The organism is Sphingomonas phyllosphaerae FA2 (assembly GCF_000427645.1).
Lineage (GTDB): Bacteria > Pseudomonadota > Alphaproteobacteria > Sphingomonadales > Sphingomonadaceae > Sphingomonas > Sphingomonas phyllosphaerae.
This window is the reverse complement of the sequence record NZ_KE386571.1, coordinates 41,810-62,236: the sequence shown is the minus strand read 5'-3', so window position 1 is coordinate 62,236 and position 20,427 is coordinate 41,810. Positions and strand designations below refer to the sequence as shown.

Annotated in this window: 13 protein-coding genes and 2 pseudogenes; 6 read left to right on the top strand and 9 right to left on the bottom strand. The window is 63.0% G+C overall.

Annotation, left to right across the window (positions count from 1 at the left end; translation table 11 throughout):
- Positions 1-89: 89 nt before the first annotated feature.
- Positions 90-1,255, top strand: a protein-coding gene (locus SPHPH_RS0100730) for an IS3 family transposase (RefSeq protein ID WP_420329280.1) whose coding sequence is annotated in 2 segments (ribosomal slippage) — positions 90-351 and positions 351-1,255 — 1,167 coding nt in all. Because the reading frame shifts where the segments join, the coding sequence is not laid out codon by codon here.
- 44 nt (positions 1,256-1,299) lie between these two features.
- Here the strand turns inward: SPHPH_RS0100730 and SPHPH_RS21760 are convergent.
- A pseudogene (locus SPHPH_RS21760) lies at positions 1,300-1,677 on the bottom strand (IS6 family transposase); the annotation flags it as partial.
- Between the two features lie 181 nt (positions 1,678-1,858).
- Positions 1,859-2,239: a hypothetical protein gene (locus tag SPHPH_RS20975; protein ID WP_156025747.1), complete on the bottom strand. Its 381-nt coding sequence runs from the start codon at positions 2,237-2,239 to the stop codon at positions 1,859-1,861.
- A gap of 185 nt (positions 2,240-2,424) precedes the next feature.
- On the opposite strand from SPHPH_RS20975, the gene SPHPH_RS0100720 reads away from it, so the two are divergent.
- The 3 genes from SPHPH_RS0100720 (at position 2,425) to SPHPH_RS18460 (ending at position 5,847) form a co-directional block, all read left to right on the top strand.
- The gene (locus tag SPHPH_RS0100720) at positions 2,425-4,005 is read left to right on the top strand and encodes an MFS transporter (protein WP_051272754.1); all 1,581 of its coding nucleotides are present in this window, start codon (positions 2,425-2,427) and stop codon (positions 4,003-4,005) included.
- Between the two features lie 309 nt (positions 4,006-4,314).
- Positions 4,315-4,737: a hypothetical protein gene (locus SPHPH_RS0100715; RefSeq protein ID WP_028964980.1), complete on the top strand. Its 423-nt coding sequence runs from the start codon at positions 4,315-4,317 to the stop codon at positions 4,735-4,737.
- A gap of 372 nt (positions 4,738-5,109) precedes the next feature.
- The gene (locus SPHPH_RS18460) at positions 5,110-5,847 is read left to right on the top strand and encodes a hypothetical protein (RefSeq protein WP_156025745.1); all 738 of its coding nucleotides are present in this window, start codon (positions 5,110-5,112) and stop codon (positions 5,845-5,847) included.
- Between the two features lie 295 nt (positions 5,848-6,142).
- On the opposite strand, the gene SPHPH_RS20970 is transcribed toward SPHPH_RS18460, so the two are convergent.
- The 3 genes from SPHPH_RS20970 to SPHPH_RS0100695 all read right to left on the bottom strand — a co-directional run bounded on the left by SPHPH_RS20970 (position 6,143) and on the right by SPHPH_RS0100695 (position 10,333).
- Positions 6,143-6,298 carry a hypothetical protein gene (locus tag SPHPH_RS20970; RefSeq protein WP_156025743.1) on the bottom strand — a complete coding sequence of 52 codons (156 nt, stop codon included), beginning with the start codon at positions 6,296-6,298 and terminating at the stop codon, positions 6,143-6,145.
- Between the two features lie 106 nt (positions 6,299-6,404).
- On the bottom strand, positions 6,405-8,687 hold the full coding sequence (locus tag SPHPH_RS0100700; RefSeq protein ID WP_037487816.1) for a putative bifunctional diguanylate cyclase/phosphodiesterase: 2,283 nt from the start codon (positions 8,685-8,687) through the stop codon (positions 6,405-6,407).
- Positions 8,687-10,333: a ShlB/FhaC/HecB family hemolysin secretion/activation protein gene (locus SPHPH_RS0100695; protein WP_051272749.1), complete on the bottom strand. Its 1,647-nt coding sequence runs from the start codon at positions 10,331-10,333 to the stop codon at positions 8,687-8,689. The genes SPHPH_RS0100700 and SPHPH_RS0100695 overlap by 1 nt, the downstream gene beginning before the upstream one ends.
- A gap of 178 nt (positions 10,334-10,511) precedes the next feature.
- On the opposite strand from SPHPH_RS0100695, the gene SPHPH_RS18455 reads away from it, so the two are divergent.
- Together SPHPH_RS18455 and SPHPH_RS0100685 are read left to right on the top strand one after the other, a co-directional pair.
- On the top strand, positions 10,512-12,662 hold the full coding sequence (locus tag SPHPH_RS18455) for a FecR domain-containing protein (RefSeq protein WP_081668415.1): 2,151 nt from the start codon (positions 10,512-10,514) through the stop codon (positions 12,660-12,662).
- Between the two features lie 62 nt (positions 12,663-12,724).
- The gene (locus SPHPH_RS0100685; RefSeq protein ID WP_156025741.1) at positions 12,725-13,132 is read left to right on the top strand and encodes a hypothetical protein; all 408 of its coding nucleotides are present in this window, start codon (positions 12,725-12,727) and stop codon (positions 13,130-13,132) included.
- 914 nt (positions 13,133-14,046) lie between these two features.
- On the opposite strand, the pseudogene SPHPH_RS18450 reads toward SPHPH_RS0100685, so the two are convergent.
- The 4 genes and pseudogenes from SPHPH_RS18450 to SPHPH_RS18440 form a co-directional block, all read right to left on the bottom strand.
- Positions 14,047-14,418, bottom strand: a pseudogene (locus SPHPH_RS18450) (IS6 family transposase); the annotation flags it as partial.
- A gap of 81 nt (positions 14,419-14,499) precedes the next feature.
- Positions 14,500-16,836 carry a GH92 family glycosyl hydrolase gene (locus SPHPH_RS18445; protein ID WP_051273165.1) on the bottom strand — a complete coding sequence of 779 codons (2,337 nt, stop codon included), beginning with the start codon at positions 16,834-16,836 and terminating at the stop codon, positions 14,500-14,502.
- Positions 16,837-16,883: 47 nt separating this feature from the next.
- The gene (locus SPHPH_RS0100670) at positions 16,884-17,936 is read right to left on the bottom strand and encodes a glycoside hydrolase family 43 protein (protein WP_037487815.1); all 1,053 of its coding nucleotides are present in this window, start codon (positions 17,934-17,936) and stop codon (positions 16,884-16,886) included.
- A gap of 97 nt (positions 17,937-18,033) precedes the next feature.
- Positions 18,034-20,427: a TonB-dependent receptor gene (locus SPHPH_RS18440; protein ID WP_238302777.1), complete on the bottom strand. Its 2,394-nt coding sequence runs from the start codon at positions 20,425-20,427 to the stop codon at positions 18,034-18,036.

Below are 20,427 nucleotides of genomic sequence, written 5' to 3'. Positions count from 1 at the left end.
TACCCCACGATCACCCGATTACCACTGACGTGACCCCCGTTTCTTCATCCAGTTGGAGCTAGAGACCGGCCCTTGAAGGGACGGACGGAATGAAGCGGAAGCAGTTTTTGGAAGAGCAGATCATCGGCATCCTGAAGGAGGCCGAGGCGGGTGCAGTGGTGACGGAGCTTTGCCGCAAGCACGGTATGTCGAGCGCGACGTACTATGCCTGGAAGGCGAAGTTCGGCGGCCTGGAGGTATCCGACGCGAAGCGTCTGCGGTCGCTCGAGGAGGAGAATGCTCGACTGAAGCGGCTGCTCGCGGACACGATGCTGGACAATGCGGGGTTGAAAGACCTGCTGTCAAAAAAGTGGTGACGCCCGCCGCGAAGCGGCAAGCGGTCGCCCATCTCCAGGCGACGCTGGGGATGAGCGAGCGGCGGGCGTGCATGGTCATCGGAGCGAACCGCACGAGCATGCGGTATCGCTCGTGCCGGGCGGATGATGGCGACCTGCGGTCGCGTTTGCGTGAGCTGGCGCAGCAGCGCCGGCGGTTCGGCTATCGTCGGCTGCACATCCTGCTTCGCCGGGATGGCATCACGATCAACCGCAAGAAGACCCAGCGGCTCTATCGCGAGGAAGGGCTGACGGTCAGGCGTCGGAAGGGGCGAAGGCGAGCGGTTGGCGCACGGGCGCCCGCGCCGGTGCTGGCGCTCCCCAATCAGCGCTGGAGCCTGGACTTCGTGCACGACCAGCTCGTCACCGGCCGGCGCTTCCGCGTGCTCAACATCGTCGACGACGTGACGCGCGAATGCCTCCGGGCGGTGGCCGATACGTCGATCTCAGGCCGGCGGGTCGTGCGCGAGTTGACCGCTCTGATCGCCGAGCGTGGCAAACCGACGATGATCGTCAGCGACAACGGGACCGAGCTGACGTCGAACGCGGTGCTCGCCTGGTCCGGTGAGGTTGGCGTCGAGTGGCATTACATCGCGCCGGGCAAGCCGACGCAGAACGGGTTCGTCGAGAGCTTCAATGGTCGCATGCGCGACGAACTGCTCAACGAGACGCTGTTCTTCACCATCGGTCAGGCCCGCTCGATCCTGGCGCGCTGGGTCGACGACTACAACACCGAGCGGCTGCACTCGTCGCTCGGCTACGCTACCCCGGCTGCGTTCGCTGCCGGGCTCGAACAGCAACGGACGGGGTTAACCCCGTCCGTTGCTTCACCTGCGCTCATGCGCAACAACACCGGTCGGTCTCTGGTTGCCGCTGGATGAAAGACTGGGGTCACGTCACCACCCGGTGCATTTGGTTTGACGGTACCATCGGTGGTGATCGCCTCCGGTGAGCCGTGAGCTTCAGCGCCTTCTTCATGAAGGCAAGCGCGGCTACCTTGTCACGGGTTCTATTCGCGTAGCTTTCCAGCACCTCACCCTTGTGATCGACGGCGCGCCAGAGGTAGACCATGTCGCCGTTCAGCTTCGCGTACATTTCATCCAGGTGCCAGCGCCAATGTCGGAGCCACGCATCCGGCTTATGCGTGCGCGACGGATGTCGCCCGCAAACATCGGACCAAACCTGTTTCACCGCAGCCACACGTCTCATGGCAGATATTGATACCGCGCTCGATCAGCAGATCCTCTACGTTTCGCAGACTTAGTGGAAAGCGCACGTACATCAGCACCACCAGCCGGATCACCTACGGCGACAAATTTAAGTAGCGGAACGGAGAAGCTGGCTTGCGCGGGCAATGCATGCTCCCCCTACCCCACCATCACCCATTTACCAGCAGGTGCATTTGATTTGACGGAGCCGGAGACACCCCGTTCTTACCCGACGTTTGAATAGAGTCTTGTTGCGGCGCGGCTAGGACGGCTCCTCTAAGATCCTCGCCGTGATCCACTATTCAGCCAGTCACGGGCCTCTGCGCTGGTTTCGAACACACCATCGCCTCGCTGCGTAGCAAGTCGTCGCACCTGCAATTTGGCGGGTGAGGAACCATGAACGAACGCTAATCGGCTCGGCTCCAGGCTTGGGTCCGTTCGCAGTTTGTCTAGCGCGGACGCAACGGAAGTATCCTGAATCTTAGCGTCAGTGATGTCGACTATAAGAGAATACTCCTGAACCAGCCAACCGACCAAGTCGATCGCCGAACGTTGAGCGGTTTTTAATTCCTCAACGTCGTTGAGCGACAGGTTGCCCTCGACGCGCACCGAGAGGATGCGTTGCGCGATCAGCGGCACGACGGTGAAGCTGCCCATAGATTCCCCCCAGACTCGGGGAAGCTGTAGCAGAAATGAGGAATCGCAGCTACTTAGTCGAATGATGACCGGGGCCCAAATGGGGGGGGTAGGCCTGTCATCCGAAAGTGCCGTTCCGGGTGCGGAGCACCTTCACCCTCCCATCGCGAACCTCTATCGACGCGACAGAGAGGTGCGACCAGGTAATGGGTTCGATCAAAAGCACGCTGTCGGATCGGCAAGCGGTCTGGGCGTTCGTTCTGGGCTGTATCGCGGTGACGATCGGGGTCGTCGCCCATCTGCCCATGTTCGCGATGGCGCGCGCCATGCATTATCGTCTGGTGGGGATGCCGATGGACGGCATGATGCTGGTGGGCATGGCGCTGATCGTGCTCGGCACGCTGGTAGCGGCCTACGGCCTGTTGCCACGCGACGTATCCGCGCAGCGCGCCGCTGCGGCCGACATAGTCGTCACCGCGCCGGAGGACGCCCCACTGAGCCTGGCTCATTGGGGCCTTATGGCGGTCCTCGTCATCGCACTTATCATTGACGTGATGAAGCCCGCCTCGCTCGGCTTCACCGTGCCGGGCATGATCAGCGAATATGGCGTGCCCAAGAAGACCGTGTCACTTGTCCCGTTTTTCGCGCTGGCGGGGACGGTGACGGGATCGGTGTTGTGGGGCTGGATCGCCGACGTTTATGGCCGCAAGGCATCGATCCTGTTGTCGGCGGTGATGTTCGTCGGCACCTCGATCTGCGGCGCGATGCCGAGCCTCGCATGGAACATCGCGATGTGCTTCATGATGGGCGCGGCGGCCGGCGGTATGCTTCCTGTCACCTACGCGCTGCTCGCGGAGATGATGCCCAATCGGCATCGCGGATGGAGCCTGGTGCTCGTCGGTGGATTGGGCGCGGTCGGTGGCTATTTCGCCGCGAGCGGAATGTCGGCGATCCTTCAGCCGGTCTTCGGCTGGCGCATCCTGTGGCTCGCCAACCTGCCGACCGGGCTGACGCTGGTGCTCCTTGGTGCGCTCATTCCGGAATCGGCAAAGTTTCTGCTCGCGCGGGGCCGCGTTCAGGAAGCGGAAGCAGTGATGCGTCGCTTTGGTGCGCGCGCGACCCGCGCCAGTCCGATGGTGTCGGCGGGGAAGCGTCCGTCGCACGCTCTCACGGGATGGTCGCTCTACGGAAAGTTGGCTGCACTCAGCATGTGCGCGCTGTCGTGGGGCCTCATCAACTTCGGCCTGCTGCTGTGGTTGCCCGCCGATCTGGTCGCCAAGGGCTATTCGGTCGGCGTGTCGAGCCGCCTGCTCGCGGAAAGCGCGTTGATCGCCTTCCCCACCGTCTTCATCGCGGCGCTGCTCTACAGTCGGTGGAGCACCAAATGGGCGCTGGCGACGATGATCGCGCTGACCCTGGCGGGCCTGCTGCTCGTACTGCGACTGGAGCTGGCGGGCACCGGCAGCCCGGTGCTTCCCGTCGCATTGCTGATTGTCGGATCGAACGGCATCATCGCGATTGTCTTGCCCTATACAGCAGAAAGTTTCCCAATGCGGGTACGCGGTCGGGCGACCGGTTGGGTGGCGGCCTGCACCAAAGCCGGGGGATTGTTGGCACAGGGCCTGACGATCAGCGGGGTCGCATTGTCGATGGGAACCTCATCGCTGATGGTCATGGTGCCGACCGTGCTGTCCCTGGTTCTCGTCGCCTGGTTCGGTCAAGAAACACTCGGTCGGGATTTGCGAGATCTGGACGCCGACAACGGTCAGAGCGGCCACCACGCCTGATCGGTAAGGCAGGCGCTTTCAACGACATCCCGTTTGACGATGCTTCTTGGGAAAGCCGCAGCCCGAGAATGTCTGCAAATACGAACCGGCTTTTTCAAAGCCGCATTTCGGTTCACACCACAATTCGACATTCGGCTGATTGAGGCGGAGACGCCCTCCGCCTCGGTCGCCTTTTTCCCTGGTACAAAGGTGCGGACGAACTCGATTATACCCGCCGGGTACCCGCAGCCGCTCGTCCGCTTGCGCCCAAAGTCGGCCGTTTGACCCGGATGATCGCCCGCCCAATTGCCGTCACTCATTCATGACGGCATGCTGGGGACGATGGGCAAAGTTGATCGACTATGGGCGCGCTACTGGGGCATCCGCGACAATCATCAGATCGGGCACCGAATGCCGATCCTCTGGCACCTTGCGTTTGCAGGCGACACCTCCGCGATGGTGGAGCTGGGTAGCGAGTTGAGCAAGGTTGGCCGCATCTCAGAGCGATACAGCCAAAGTGGACTCGCCTACGCCGGGTATAGAAAAGGCGACCCGCTCGGCGCCCAGCACTTAGCTATGAACGCGTTCAACCGAAATGACCTTCGCGGCTATCGATACTGGCTGAACAAGGCTGCGCGCCTAGGGGATCGTGAAGCCGGTGAAGAGCTGCGGCGCTTTGAGATTCGGCTACCCCATTCCGCCGCAGCTTCGATCCGTCGCAAACGTCCGCAGAGGCGGTCAGAGTCTCTCTGATCTGATTGTCCGTTTCCCACCACGTCCAGAAGTAGCCAGCGGCAGGGGATTGAACCCGCACCTCGACGGCCGCCGGGGATCGCTGTGGCGATACGCCTACGAATTCCGTCAAGCTGGCGATGCGATGATAGCATATAGGTCAGGCTGGCGATTCTTCCGCTTTCCATCACGTAGCGAAGTCGCAGGGGCAGGAAAGCACCCGGCCGAAAGAGCACGGTTTACGCCACTCACGGGCGTTAGTTAGCGTCCGAGAAAACGACGCGGCACTCCCCTTCCAAAGGCAATGGGGAACGGCAACGCTCGCCATTCTTTGGACCATCGTCCGCTACCGGCTATCAGCGTAGCGACGAGGTACCTGGACGATTGAGGATCATGAACACGAAACCGCGCTGGAGATTGATAAGCGGACTTGCTCTGATCGTCTCAGGCTGCGCTCCACAGCCCATTCCGGTCCAGGCACCGCCTCCTATCGTGTTTGTTACGCCGCCACCCCCATCGATGCCGGCGGGTGGCTATGTCGGCATGAAAATCCCGGCAAAGCTCAAGGACGGCAAATACTTCACCCCGAACCTCAACAATACGGATTCCGCGGCGGTTTGGCATCTGCGTAACGCGTTAAACGTAGCGGCGCTTGGCTGCGATCTGGAAGGTGGCGGGATCGTCGATGCCTACAACGCCTGGATCAAGACGCATGCCGTCGTCATCGATCAATTCTACCAGGCCCTTGTTCGGGAATGGCAGGCGCCCGGCTGGCTCGATTGGCAGCGCGTTTATGACGACGACCAGACGCGGATCTACAATTTCTATGCGCAACCGGCGATGCGGGCGGGCTTTTGCGCGGCCGCTCGACTGGAGGTAACGCAGGTCGGCCAGATCTCGGATGAAGATTTGCCGACCTTCGCCCGAGCGGCCTTGGTTCGGCTGGACAAACCCTTCATCGATTTTTACGCGGCGTTCGACGCTTGGCAAACTTATTATCAGTCGTTTCAGCCAAAGGTGGAGAAGACCGATAATATTCCCGTCGTGATCGTTCCGCCGCCGGGGCAAGCGACACCCGACGGCGCTAACGCGCCCGAACCACAGACATCGCCGACGCCCGAACCATCATAGAGGCTTTGCGGCGAAGCTTCTTCTGCGGCGCTGTTCGATCAATCCTAGATGGAAATTTGATACGCCTCGTCACCACAAGCTCGGCCGCAGTCTTGCGGCGGCGCGCAATGAGCGACTGAACGGCCGATTGCCACGGGAGCTCGCTTCAAAGCGAACGGGCAGCTAACCATCGCAATGCGACATTCAGCTGACTGGGGCGGAGGAACCCTCCGCCGAGGTCGGCTTCTCGCCTCGGCGCAGGTGCCAAACAACGCCATCATACCCGCCAGATACCCGCATGCTGTCCGGCATAGCCTCAGCCGCAGCGATACTCGCAAAAAGAGAACACGATATAGAAGACGTAGAGGATCGGTAGCACCGCCAAGAGCAAGCAGCCCCAGCCTAAAGCCTTGTAGATGGGCTCCGGCTCTTCGCTCCAGCGTGGTGGCTCCGAATGCTGATCGTCGTCCATGCGGTAACGTACCTGGCAACCGAGGTTCTTGCGACAGCGATCCGTCGCCGCGTTCAGAAATGCGAGAATATCCTCTGCCTAGGCAAATCAAGGGGCACGGCGGCGCTTACCCCGTCTGCATCAAACGCAGGCTGAGATCGCTTAACATCCCAAGCCGATCGACCAGCGCATCAAACGGCATTGGCCGGTCGATAAAATAGCCTTGCGCATAATCGCAGTTCGCCGCCCTTAAAAAAGCGAGGTTCTCGGCGTCTTCGATACCCTCGGCCACCACCTTCAATCCCAGCGCGTGAGCGAGATCAATCGTGGAGCGGACCAGCTTCGCATCGCTCTGCCGCTCATGTGCAAACTGCACGAAGCTGCGATCGATCTTGAGTTCGCTCAGTGGCAACTCACGAAGGTAACTGAGTGTGGACTGGCCGGTGCCATAATCGTCCATAGAAATAGCGACCCCTCGATCACGAAAGTGCTGAAGCGTTGCTTTAGAGATGGTCGGATCCGACATAGCCGCAGACTCCGTCACCTCAAAGATGAGGACCTCGGGTGCGACAGGAGCGGTATCGAGCAGTTGGTCGACGGCCGCGATGAAGGCCGGCGCGTCGAGCAGCTTGGCCGAGATGTTGATCGCCGCCGTTACCTCGTGGCCCGCAGCGCGCCAGCGCGCGGCATCGCCCATGACCCGCTCCAGCACATGCAGCGTTAGCGGTTCGATCCGGTCGGTCTGTTCAGCGAGCGGAACGAAGGCGCCCGGCGACACGAAGCCGCGTTCAGGGTGGCGCCATCGCACCAATGCTTCGACGCTGGCGATCCGGTCGGTCGCAAGCGCCAGCTTGGGCTGGTAGTGAACCTCGATCTGCCCAGCCGCGATCGCAACGTCGAGTTCGCCCATAAGCGAAACGGCCTTCTCGATCCGATCACGGTTGAGCGCCGCACGCCGCCAGAAGACCCCCGCCGCTGCGGCATCGCCGGCTGCCATTGCCGCCGCCGCCATGTCGCCGTCTTCGGCCACCCCGAGCGCGACCGCGATGTCGACCTTGCGCCCGGCAATTTCGACCGGTTGTAGGAGCAGCGTCCGCAACGTCGCGAGCTGATCCTCGACGATCTCGTGCGTCGCCATCAGCAACGCAAGCTGGTGGCTACGTACGCGATAAACGACGTCATGCGCGCTGCACAGCCGGAGCCGCTCGGCTGTACGCACAATGCCTTGCGCCACCTGCATCGTGTCGAACACCGTCGACAGTTCCTCGAGATTCGTGAGCTGCACGACGCAAGCCACGCCCGCACGGTCACCGCTTTGAGTGACGAGAGCCCGGTGGTTGGGCAGGCCCGTCGCCTCGTCGTAGAGCCGGCCGGCGCGAAACCGGCGGAAGATGTCCCGAGCCACGAACAGGCAGCCGCCCGTCGACAGCATCAGCCAGCCGAGGCCGAGCGGAAAATAGATCGCCAGCCAACGCTGCGCCGACAACACCACGAGCGTCAGGGTTACGAGCCCGACCGCGAAGACGCCTGCTGCCACGTCACGACGCCTCGCCCGAACGCCGGGCAGGCACAAGAGCAGCGCCAGTGCGAACGTCGCCAGCGGCGACCCGCGCATCGGTACGCCCCGCAGTAACGTTTCCGCGCCCAGCGCCTGGATCGTCACTCCGGGAAGCACGCCGCGTAGGGGCGCCGGGTAGCGATCGCCCATTTCAATCGCGGTCGCTCCGATCAAAATGTTGCGCCCCCGAACAATCGTCGGATCAAATGCGCCGCGCTCGACACCGACGAAGCTGAGCCGCGGGATTGTGTCAGGATCGATCGAAAAATCTACGGGGTAATCCATGTCGGCAACGCCTGCACGGGCCGCGATATAGGCAGAAAGCGAGGGACGCGGCATCCCGGCGGTAATGGTCGCGAAGGGCAGCGAGCGAACAAGCCCGTCCACGTCCGGCGAGAAGCTGACCGAGGCAAGCGCCGCGTTTGGGCGGAACAGATCGAGCGGCAAAGCATCGAGAGTTCGGACATCGCGCGCGCCGGCTTGCTGGCCGAAAGTGGGCAAAGTCACCTTCCCCTCGGCGCGCTTCAACGCTGCGGCAAAGGCGCGGTCGTCGATCGGGTTGGAAGCGCTGGAAAAATCGACATCGAACACGATCGTCGCCGCACCGGCTTCGCGCAGCTTATCGACGACCTTGGCGTAATGGCGCCGCGGCCAGGGCCACCGCCGAATCTCGGCGACGCTTCGCGCATCCATCTCGACGATCGCCACTTGACGACTGGCGGCGTGGGACTGGGCCGCAAACCGCAACGGTTCCAGCGCGCGCATGATCGGGCCACCGATTGCGGGCAGCATACCGGCAAGGCCGACCAGCGCGGCGGCAGCGAGGATCAGCGCGTTGCTGGACGCGCGCATCAGAAGGCGCGTGACACGCGCAGCGAGACACGCGGGCGGCGGTCGCCGGTGTCGAACCGCACCGGGCCGAGCGGGAGCGCTGCCTCCGCCATCCAGTCGAAGCGTCGGGTGCCGATGCGCATCCCGACCCCGGTTGATGCAAGACTGCCCCCGCCGACCCCGGCCTTACGATTGCCGACGGTTCCGCCGTCAACGAAGGTATAGAGCTGACCGCGATCAACGATACTGCCGGGAATGCGTCCGATGTCAGCGCGCAATTCCAGCGATCCCATCACGCCATGATCGCCCGTCCGCTCGGCATAATCATAGCCGCGACCGAACGCCGGGCCGCCCAGCCCGATCTCCATCGCGGCAAGCAGCGGACGAGAGGCGAGCTGACCAGCGCTGGCAATGACGATACTGAACGGCTTGCCAAGACCAACCGTCCAGTCGATCAGATAAGTGCCAGCAATGAAGCGCGCGTCACCGTCGAAACGCGATCCGAGCAGGGAACCGGCGTGGGTGACGCCAGCCACCGGCAGGCCGGCGAGTGCCGCCACTTCCCCGCGCAGCGTTCCGCCACCCATCGTCGTGTTGCCCCCCAGCGTGCCGGTGAGCGTCGCCAGGCGATCGTGGCGGAGCCGTCGCCCGGCAAGGTCCTGATCGGTGCCCAGCGCGCGCAGTTCGGCCGTCGCAAACAGACTGCGGGCACGCGTGCGAAGCAGCGGATATTGCAACGTCACAGCGGCATCGGCACTGCGGCCACGCACGTCTAGCGTCCGGAGGAACCCGCCCGGGCGCGTGCGGGCGAGCGAGCCCGATGCCGACAGCACCAAACCATCATTGCCGATGATGGTGCCGTAGCGGGCGCGCGCAAACGCGAACTCGCTGGGCTGGAACGGCGTCTGCGCCACGATCACCGCCAGCTCGTCGCCGTCGTTGACCAGCGAATGCAAGGTGGCGAGCGCGGTCGAGCGGATCGGGCCGACCTCCTTGCTGCCGCGATTGTCGATCTGGAGATAGCCCGAGGCGCGATCGGTTTCGATCGTGACCAGCAGGATGCCGAAGCCGTCCTGCCTGACCAGCCGGCTGTCGGAGACGCGTACGCCGGGCACGTCGCCGACCAACAACAGCGCCCGCTCGAGCTGCTTCTGTTGCACCGGCCGACCGGTCGCGAGCGCGTGCCCGAGCAACCGATCCGCCGTCCCGCTACGCGCGCCAATGACCCGCACGGCGTCTATTTTGCCGAGATCGAGCGTAACGCGCAGCACGCCATCGCCTTGAATCTGCGCTGGCACGTGCGCTGTCGCGAACGGATACCCTTGCGCCCGTGCAAGCCCTGCGATCGCTCCGGCCAGCCCGGCTACCTGTTCCCGGTCAAGCCGCTGGCCGATCACCGCTGCGATAGGATCGGCAAACACCGCGGGCGAAAGGTGATCTCGTCCTTCAATGATAATCGCGCGCACCACCTCCGTCAGCGCGCTCGACGTGCTCGCCGCGGACGATACGGGCCCCGGTCGGGCGGGCGCGACCGAATGCTGCGTCACCTCAGCCGACGGCAAGTTCTTCTCGATCACGTGCGGATCGGCGCGGTCTAGCGCGGTCTGCGCCAGCGCCCCTTGCGAGGCGAGCGCCACCAGCAACGACCATCGAATTTCACGCGTCATCCAGTCCGTCCCGTTTGATAACGGGAGCAGTAGCGAGCGAATGATTGTGATTTAGTTGAGGCGCTTAGTGACAACGTTACCGCTGTCTCAACCACCTGCGGTCAGGATCCCTAAACGATATTGCGGCCATGCGGGATGATGCTCGGTCACGTTCGGTGACCGATCCGGAGAGTGCATCATGCGTCGCGCCCTGCTCGCCGTTTTGGCGGCCACCTGTTCCGCCCCGGCGCTCGCCGCGCCCGCGGGCTGGACGATAAGCGAGGCGAGCGGCACCGTGACCATCGCGCGCGCGGGGCTCAACACCATCGCAACTCGCGGGACATCGGTCAGCGCTGGCGACACGGTCAGCACCGGTCCCGGCGGCCGTGCTGTGCTGGTGCGCGGGACCGAGTTCATGATGGTTGCGCCATCGTCGCGACTGCGTCTGCCCGTCGAGGCGCAGGCAACCGGCGTGACCCGCGTGGTCGAGGAATTCGGCAACATCGTCTTCATGATCAAGAAGAAGATGACCCCCCATTTTGAGGTAAAGACGCCGTACCTGGCCGCCGTCGTAAAGGGCACGACGTTCTCGGTGGGTGTCTCCGACCAGGGAACCGCGGTGCAGGTTCTGGAAGGCGCGGTGGACGTGTCGACGCTCGACGGCCGCGCGCACGATCTCGTCACCCCCGGCGCAGTGGCCATGATCTCGGCATCGAACCGGATGCGGATGACGATCGAGGACAATGGCCGATCACGCATCGTCGAGTCGCCTGCTGCCGCCGCACCAGAAGAATCCGCACCAACCGCATCGGCTCCTTCGTCGGGGGAAGCGACGAGCAGCACATCGAAAGCGCAGGCAGATGTGGAGCCGGTGGACGCCAGCGCCACATCGATCGGCGGGCCCGTGCCAGCGGAGCCGGTCGTTGCGATGACAGAGAGCCTGCAAGTGCCCAATGCGGCGCCCGCACTGACGCAGGCGGTATATGCTCCTGCGGCATCTCTTTCGACCACGACCGGCGGCTTGGTCTCTGGGTCGATCGGCGGCGACATCGCTGGCGTAGCGGCGGCGACCCGGCTCGCCAACGAGGCGACGACCACGACGACACGGGTCGTGGAAGCCGCCGCGGTGATCGTTGAAAAGCAATCTGTCTCGCTTGCGGCCGCAGAGGCTGCCGAGAAGACGAGCGCTGACGCGGCAGCGGCCGCACAGGCCAAGGCTGATGCGGAGCACGCCGCGATCACGGCTGCCGCCGCTAGCGCTAAAGCCGCCGACGAGGCTGCCCGCGCGAAAGCCCAGCAGGAACAGAGTGCGACGGCTAGGATTGCCGCCGCCGCGGCCGCGGATCAGGCGGCGCGCGCCGCTGCAGCGGCAGCCGATCAGGCCGCGCAAGCCGAGGCGGCGCGACTCGCCAAGGCGAGCGTCCAGGCGCAAGCAGAGGCCGAGGCTGCAGCCAGCGCAAAGCTCGTCCAAGAGCAGATGGAGGCGAATGCGCGCGCAACCGCTCAAGCTGCGGCGCAGGCTCAGGCGCAGGCTCAGGCTGCTGCCGTACAGGAAGCCGAGGCGTCGCGTTTGACCCAAGCCGCCCAGGCCGCCGCGAATGTGCTGACCGCCCAGTTGGCACAGCAGACGGCAGCGCAGGAAGCGGCACGACTTGCCACCGAGGCAGCGACGCGGCTCGATGCCGAAGCGGCGCGTGCAAACGATCCCGCGGCAAGGGCGGCTGCGGACAAGGCGGCGCGAGATGCCGCGAAGGCGATCGCCGATGCTGCCCGCGCCGCGGACGATGCCGAAAAAGCCAAGGTCGACAAGGTGGCCCGGGACGCAGCCAAGAATGCGGCCGATCAAGTCGCCAAGGCGGCGAGAGATGCCGAGCGCGCCGCCAAGGAAGCGGCCGATAAGGCTGCGGCGGAAGCTGCCCGGCAGGCAGACCGTATCACCAAGGCAGCTGCAGACGCAGCCGAGCGCGCCGCGAAGGCAACCGATGAGGCCGCGAAGGCAAATGCCGACAAGGTTGCAAAGGAAGCCGACAAGCTCGCGCGCGACAAGGCCGCAGAACAAGCTGCGAGGGATGCCGAAAACGCCGCCGCCGATGCAGACAAGGCGGCCCGCGACAAGACTGCGAAGGAAGCTGAGAAGGCCGCAAAGGATGCTGAAAAGGCCGCTGCGAAAGCAGTCGAAGATGCAGCCAAGGAACAAGAGAAAGCCGCAAGGGACGCACAGAAGGCTGCAGAGGATGCGGCCAAACAGGCTTCCAAGGAAAAAGATGCAGCAATAAAGGATGCTGGAAAGGGCGTCGAGAATGCCGCTGACAAGATCAAGGACCTCTTGAAGGGTAAAACCGGAGGTTAATCCCTTTACCCTCGGCTTTTATAATCCCTGGGTACATGAATTTATATATTTGAAAGCGCGCGATGCTGGAGGTTCTGAACGGCCATCATGAACGAATGCACCTTTGTCTCGAGTTTCACCGTGAACTATGCAGTGAGAAGCTGCCACAGACCGGCCGCATAGCGCTGTCGAGGTTGCGCATCACAGCAGCAGCCGCTGAGCGCAGCCGCTTCCTGGCGAAGGAAATTCTCCCCATTTTACAGGGAAGTTCTTTTCCAGACATTGAAAGGCTTATCGACCAGCTCACCGCCGATCTTCATGGTAGGCAGGCGGAAGCGAAGGCACATATTGATCGATGGAATTTGGAAGCGATCGAGCGAGACTGGCCCGGTTATCAAACGGCTTCAAGACGGGCCATGACAAGCATCGAGCGGCGCATCACGATAGAAGCCTACATTCTCAAACCCATCTTGCAACATCTTGAACAATAGTATTGCCTTGCAAGTCGTTTGATATTCACTCCTCTGCGGAGATACCCTCCGCCTCAATCGGCTTCTCTCCTCGGCGCAGTGGATGAACGGGCACGGTTGTACCCGTCGGATACCGGCACGCGCGCGCTTGTTTCCGCCCAATTGCGGACGCGGACGTGCGGTGCGATGCTGATGTAATGATCGCTCTTCTCGCCCTGCTGGCTGTCCAGGCAGTTCCTCCTCCGCCACCGCCGGATCCAAAGATGTCAGCGCCGGTTCTCGCCTTTTGGCGCGACCAAGCGATCTCGGATGCAGAGCGGCGTGACCTACGAGATGCGGGTCGTGTACGCCTCGCAAATGAATTGCTCGATCGAGCTTCGGAGGATTGGTCCATGCGACCTGCATACCGTCAGGAAAGGCTGCAGGCGCTGATCGCACGCTTGGAGATTCTGTTGCCGACCACGTCGGAGGAGGACGAGCGCGCCGATCTGTGTGCTGCAGGTTCCCTTGTTAGGTCTCTATCGGCGCAGGAGATTGCAGACGTGTCGGCGTTCTTTCGAACACCGGCTGGCCGGCGGTTCTGGTCATCAAGCCGGATTGGAGCGGACCGCCTGGTCGACTGCTATAGAACCGGAATGCGGAGTTCGATCAACGCTGGGGCCACCTTACGATCGGTTGGCGTGAAGCCACCAACCGATTGGGACGGGCCTCCTATCGATTAGCGTAGCGTGATGCTGTCAAAGCAACTGCACATGGCCGATTGAAGGCGCCCCTCTTGCCCTTTTGCCTGCTGTTTAGCGGGCAAAGGGAGCCAACCTTGGAAAATACCAAGTAAGCTCGCAGTACTGACAGCGTGGCCTGCATAGCTCAGGCCGCCGAAATCACCAACCCTGCGCGGCTCTCGAGCAAGCCGGTACGTCGATTGGACAGCGCCCGGCCACCTTGTCGTGGGTCCGGGTGACGTAGCTTTCCAGCACCTCACCCTCATGATCGACCGCTCGCCACAGGTAGACCATCTCGCCGTTCAGCTTCACGTACATTTCGTCCAGGTGCCAGCGCCAGTGACGAAAGCCGCGCATCCGGCTCACACGCTGGCGGCGGATGTCGCGGGCGAACAACGGCCCAGACCTGTTCCACCACAGCCGCACCGTCTCATGGCAGATATCGATCCCGCGCTCGAACAGCAGGTCTTCCACGTTCCGCAGCGACAGTGGAAAACGCACGTACATTAGCACCACCAGCCGGATCACCTCGGGTGACGAGTTGAAGTAGCGGACCGTTGAAGCTGGTTTGCGCGGGCGGGGCATGCCCCGCCCTACCCCACCATCACTCGATTACCAGTTGGTGCATTTAGTTTGACGGGGCCATTCGGCGAGTTGACGAACGCCCTAGCTGGGCTTTCGACGATGATGATCGTGAGTGGCAGCAGATCTTAGATCATTGTGCCGCGTCGCTTCACTCATCGAAAACGGCGCTTGCTCCGGCTGCGCGCCCCACACCTTGTTCGGGGTCGGGCCCATGACGAAGCGAAGCGTGCCGCCGCCTTGCAATGCCTCGCGAGACAGCCACGGATTGTCATGCGGCACGCCATTGAGCGTCGCGGATTGAACGTAGACATTGTCGCGGCTGTTGTTCTGCGCCTCGATCGTCAGCACTTTGCCGCCCGGCATCGTCACCTGCACCCGCCTGAACAGCGGACTGCCAATCGCATATTGCCCGACGGTCGGCGTGACCGGGTAAAAACCCATCGCGGAGAAGACGTACCAGGCCGAGGTCTGGCCATTGTCCTCGTCGCCCGGATAGCCGTCAGGCGCAGAGGAGTAGAGCTTGCGCATCACCTCGCGCGCGTGGAACTGCGCCTTCCACGGCGCGCCGGCCCAGTCATAGAGGTAAATCATGTGCTGGATCGGCTGATTGCCATGCGCATATTGCCCCATGTCGACGATCTGCATCTCGCGGATCTCGTGGATGACCTGCCCGTAATAGCTGTCATCGAAGATCGGCGGGGTCGAGAAAACCGCATCGAGCCGCGCCACGAACTTGTCGCGTCCGCCCATCAGCTCGATCAGGCCTGCCACGTCCTGCATCACCGACCAGCTGTAATGGATCGAATTGCCCTCGGTGAATGCGTCACCCCATTTGTACGGGTTGAACGGCGTGGACCACGAGCCATTGCGGTTGCGACCGCGCATCCAGCCGCTCTGCTTGTCGAACAGCTTGCGATAATTCTGCGCCTGCGCCGCATATTTGCGGGCATCGTCGCTCTTGCCGAGCGCGGCGGCGAGCCGCGACAGCGAGAAGTCGGCGGTGGCGTATTCGAGCGTGCGTGCCGCATTCTCGTTGATGCCGACGTCATAGGGGACGTAGCCGAGCTGGTTGTACAGCTCGACACCCTCGCGCCCGACCGCTGTCAGCACCTTGCCCTTCGCGTCGCGCGGGCGGCCCTGCGAGGTGGTCGCGTTCTTGACCATCGCCTCGTAGAGCGTGTTGACGTCGAAGCCGCGCACGCCGTTCAGATACGCATCGGCGATCAGATTGGCCGAGTTCGACCCGATCATGACGCTGCGGTGCCCGGGGCTCGCCCATTCAGGCAGCCACCCCGACTCTTTGTAGGTGTTGACGAGCCCCTGCATGATCTCGCCGTCGCGCTCGGGGTACATCAGCGCGAAGAACGGGAAGACCGCACGCCACGTGTCCCAGAAGCCGTTGTCGGTATAGAGCGGACCGTCGTGCACCTGCCCGTCGTAGGGACTGTAATGGACCTGCTGGCCGCGGGCATCGATCTCGTGGAATTGCCGGGGGAATTGTAGCATCCGCCACAGTGCGGAATAGAAGGTGCGGCGATTGTCGAGATCGGGGTCGTCGACCTTGATCCGGTCGAGTTCGCGCGTCCATGCCGCCTTGGCCTTCGCCTGGGTCATGGCGAAATCGTCGCGCCCGATCTCGCGGTCAAGATTACGCTGCGCCTGCTCGGCGCTGATGAACGACGAGGCGACGCGCACTGCGACCTGCTCGCCCGCACGTGTCGCGAAGCTGACCACGGCGCCGACGTGATCGCCCTGGGCGTGACGCCCTTTAGTGACCGTACCGGCACCGTCGAAGGTGCGTGTTACCGTGAAGTCATGGTCGAACTCGGCAACGAACCAGTTGCGGAAGTTGGCGGGCACGCCGCCGTGATTGTTGCGGACATAGCCGGTGATCCGCCGCTTCCTGGCATCGATCGAAACCATCGACCCGCCCGAATAACCGTCGAGCAACACATGTGCCTGCTCGGTCTTCGGGAACGTGAAGCGGAACTGCGCGGCGCGTGTCGTCGGCGCAAGCTCGGCGGTCACGTCATAATCGGCGAGATAGACCTTGTAGCCGTAGGCGGTGCTGACCTCTGCCTTGTGGCTGAACCACGAAGCGCGATCGGCCTCCTTCACCTTCAACGTGCCGGTCATCGGCAGCAGCGCAAAAGCCGCGTAATCGTTCATCCACGGGCTGGGCTGGTGCGTCTGCTTGATGCCGTTGATGCGGTGTGCGCTGTAGGTATAGCCCCAGCCGTCGCCCATCTTGCCGGTCACCGGCGTCCACGCGTTCATCCCGAACGGCAGCGCGATCGCGGGATAGGTATTGCCGTATGACAGCTCATAGCTGGAATCGGTGCCCATCAGCGGGTTGACGAGCTCGATTGCCGTCACGGGCTCGTCCTGCGCCGCGATCATCGCCGGCGTGGCGATCATCGTGCCCGCGCATAGCGCTGCGATCCCTTTGCGCATCAACCTCGTATTCACCGAATTTCCTTTCGACGCAACGGACGCGGCTTGGTGACGCCGGTGTTGGTCAATTTGACGGGCAGGATCCTTCCATCCTGCGCGAAATGCATCGGCTCGATCGCGATCTGTCGGTGCTCGCCCTTGCCGTCGTCCAGCGGACGACGGTGATAGACGATATACCAGTCATCGCTGCCGGGCACGTTGACCACCGAATGATGCCCTGCCCCGCGCGCAACCTTCATGTCCTGGGCGAGGATCGTGCCGCGCTTCGTGAACGGGCCGGTCGGCGACGCGCCGGTTGCATAAGCGACGCGATAATCCGGGCCGGTCCACCCGCCCTCCGACCACATCAGATAATAGACGCCCTTGCGCTTGATGACGAACGATCCTTCGACATAGCCAGGCGGCGTGATCTCCTTGAACGTCGTGCCGTCGAGGTGTTTCTCGACCGTCGACAGATCGGCGGACAGCCGCACCACGTTGCAGTGCTTCCAGCCGCCATAATAGAGATACACCTGTCCATCGTCGTCGCGGAACACGAACGGGTCGATCGGCTGCGCACCATTGTGGAAGGCGCCGATCAGCGGCTTGCCAAGCGCATCCCGGAACGGCCCTCCCGGCGTGTCGCTGACCGCGAGGGCGATGCCGCCCGTTTCCTTGTCGCTCTGGATGTCGTTGGCGCTGAAGAACAGATAATAACGCCCGTTCGCCTCGATCGCCGACGGTGCCCAGATCGCATAGGAAGCCCAGGCGATATTCTCGACGTCCAGCACGCGCCGGTGCTTGGTCCAATGGACCAGATCAGGCGACGAGAAAGCGTCGAAGAACGTCTGCTTGGCATAGGACGGTCGGACCATCCGGCGCTTGCGGTCCTCGCGTTGCTGCGCGGAGAAGCGCGACGGCGCGGCCGGGATGGCGGGATCGTCCGAATAGGTCGGATAAATCCAATATTCGCCGGAGAAGATGCGAATCTCCGGATCGGCATACCAGCCGGGCACGATCGGGTTGGCCGCCCGAAGCGCACCCGCCGACAGCAGCGCGGCGCCAGTGACCAGCGCCGTTTTCATCCATCGCTTCGCCGCACGTCGTTTCATGGCAAATACCCCTTGTCAAAAAAGCGGGTGGCCGCACCGCGGCCACCCAGGGGGGGAAGGATAACCTGCGTCAGAACTTGTACGACAGGCCGACGTAGGCACGCCGGCCGGAATAGACGTTCGAGATGAACCGCGCTTCGGTGTCGTTGCCGAGATGCTGGCGCTGCTCGGACTTGGTCAGGTTGATCACCGAGGCGCTCAGGACAAAATTCTCGAACAGATTGTACGAGGCGTTCAGGTCGATCTGCTCATAGGGATCGTCATAGACGTTCAGCCCGGATTGCAGCCCGCGCACCACCTCGCCGCGCCGGTTGTACGACGCGCGCAGCAACATGCGATCGTTTTCGTAGAACAGCGATCCGTTGATCTGCGTCTTGGCGCTGCCGACCAGCGGCGAGCTGCCGACGTTCTGCCCCTCCAGCGTGATCTGCGCCACCGAAGTGTCATTGTAGGTGAAGTTCACCTGTGCACCGAGCCCGAACGACAACGTATGCTGCGCGTAAAGCTCGACACCCTGCGAGCGCGCGTTCGAACCGTTTGCGACCGTGCTGTACGGCTGGATCAGCTCCGGCTGGCCGTTCACGGTCTGCGTGACGTCGAGCACCAGCGGCACAATGAAGTCGGACACGTCCTTTCGGAACGCGGTCGCGCCGAGCACCGAACCGCGCTTGAAATACCATTCGAGGCCGATGTCATATTGCCACGCCTTGAACGGGTTGAGCGCGCCATTACCGCCCGAGCCCGACCAGCCCTCGCGCTCGCCGAACTGCCGGCGATCGAACGCATATTCGGGCGAGCGATAGGTCAGGCTGCGCTGTGAGCCGAGGTTCGTGAAGGCCGGCCGCGCAATCACCCGCGCCACCGCACCGCGCAACAGCAGATTGTCGGTGACGTCATAGGAGGCGTTGAGGCTCGGCAGCCAGTCGCTGTAGGTGCGCGTCTGGTCGAGCTTGGTGTTCACGATTGTCTCGCGCTGCGCCAGCGGGAGCGTGATGCAATTGCCGTCTGCCCCGACCGGCGGCGTTACGAACGGACCGCCCTCCGCATTGACGCAATAATCGTTGAGGATCTGCAGCCGGTCGGAGGTGACGCCGGTCTGGCGGGTGTTGACGTAGCGCAGCCCGAGATTGCCGCGGAAGCGCTCGGCCTTGAAGTTGGTCTGCACATAGCCGGCCCAGATCCGCTCGCCGATCCCGTAGACGAAGCCCGTTTCGTCGACGCGCACCGCGTCGCCATAAGTGTTATTCAAATATTCGAGATAGTTGCGGAAGTCGATCGCCGGAAAGGCGTTGCCGCTGAACCCGCCGGCAATATTGCCCAGCGGCTTGTCGAAGAAGAAGCCCGGCCGCGTGGTCGCCGCCCCCGGCGTGTCCTGATAGCGCAACTGGGTTGCGGGATCGGCATACCATTCGTTGCGGCCGGTCGCACGATTGACCTGCCCGTCGCGCCACTTCGCGCCGACCTGAACCGAATCGAGGAAGGTGTCGAAGCGCCGCGTCAGATCGAGTTGCGCATAGCGCTGCGCGATCGAACTGCGGTTAAACGACGAATTGGTCGATCCCAGGTCGATCTGCGTCAGTCCGTTGTTGATGTTGTCCTGAAGGTCCGGCGAAAATTCGAAATTGGCCGACTGGTCGGTAAAGTTCCACGCGCTGAACTGGTTGCCGTTGATCCCGACGATGCCGTTCACGACGCGCGGCTTGGCCGCCACGCTGAACCGCGCCGAGGGGCCGCCGGTGGCGCGGGTCTTGCCGAGCTTGAACACCGCCTCGAACCGATCGCGCTTGAACGCGCTCTCGACGTCGAAGGTGTTCGAGACCGACTTTTCCCGGCTGTAGGTGCCGTAGATCTGCGGCGTCTCCATCGTGCACGGCGGCTGGTTGCCGACCTGCACGCGGCACCCCGTGCCGTCGGGGGGCACCTGGAATTGCGCGGACTGGAAGATCGTGCCGCTCTTGTCGAGCGTCGCGCCCGAGAAGAAGTTGCCATATCCCCATTCCGGGATCTGGATGCCGTTGCTGATGAAGTCGTCGTCGACCTGGAAGCGGAAGTAATTGGCAGTGACGGTGAAGTCGTCGAACGGCTTCATCTGTGCCGTCGCCTGAATGCCCAGCCGCTTGCGGTTCTGCTCGGTAACGGTCTGGCTGACTTGCTGCGGCGCCCAATAGCCCGAGAAACGCTGGCCGGCCTGCGTGGTCGCGCCGCTGTCCTCCGGCCAGTAAAAAATCGCATCGTCGTTGGTATAGGGGTTGCCGTTCACGTCGGTGGCCGGCTCGTTCGCGCGGTCGTAGGTCCACCAGTTCCAGCTCGACGCCGCGGCACGGTGATCGCGCACGGTGCGTTCCTGATAGGTCGCGCCGACCAAGAAGCCGAGCGTCTCGTCCTGATTCTTCCACGACAGTTGCGCGCCGATCTGCGGCTGCACCTTCCTCGTCACATCAGCATAGGTGCCCTCGACCGACAC

Excerpts from the sequence above, each read along its gene's own strand:
- SPHPH_RS20975 (WP_156025747.1), bottom strand. The coding sequence starts at position 2,239 with ATGGGCAGCTTCACCGTCGTGCCGCTGATCGCGCAACGCATCCTCTCG.
- SPHPH_RS0100720 (WP_051272754.1), top strand. The coding sequence starts at position 2,425 with ATGGGTTCGATCAAAAGCACGCTGTCGGATCGGCAAGCGGTCTGGGCG.
- SPHPH_RS0100715 (WP_028964980.1), top strand. The coding sequence starts at position 4,315 with ATGCTGGGGACGATGGGCAAAGTTGATCGACTATGGGCGCGCTACTGG.
- SPHPH_RS18460 (WP_156025745.1), top strand. The coding sequence starts at position 5,110 with ATGAACACGAAACCGCGCTGGAGATTGATAAGCGGACTTGCTCTGATC.
- SPHPH_RS20970 (WP_156025743.1), bottom strand. The coding sequence starts at position 6,298 with ATGGACGACGATCAGCATTCGGAGCCACCACGCTGGAGCGAAGAGCCG.
- SPHPH_RS0100700 (WP_037487816.1), bottom strand. The coding sequence starts at position 8,687 with ATGCGCGCGTCCAGCAACGCGCTGATCCTCGCTGCCGCCGCGCTGGTC.
- SPHPH_RS0100695 (WP_051272749.1), bottom strand. The coding sequence starts at position 10,333 with ATGACGCGTGAAATTCGATGGTCGTTGCTGGTGGCGCTCGCCTCGCAA.
- SPHPH_RS18455 (WP_081668415.1), top strand. The coding sequence starts at position 10,512 with ATGCGTCGCGCCCTGCTCGCCGTTTTGGCGGCCACCTGTTCCGCCCCG.
- SPHPH_RS0100685 (WP_156025741.1), top strand. The coding sequence starts at position 12,725 with ATGCTGGAGGTTCTGAACGGCCATCATGAACGAATGCACCTTTGTCTC.
- SPHPH_RS18445 (WP_051273165.1), bottom strand. The coding sequence starts at position 16,836 with ATGATCGCCACGCCGGCGATGATCGCGGCGCAGGACGAGCCCGTGACG.
- SPHPH_RS0100670 (WP_037487815.1), bottom strand. The coding sequence starts at position 17,936 with ATGAAAACGGCGCTGGTCACTGGCGCCGCGCTGCTGTCGGCGGGTGCG.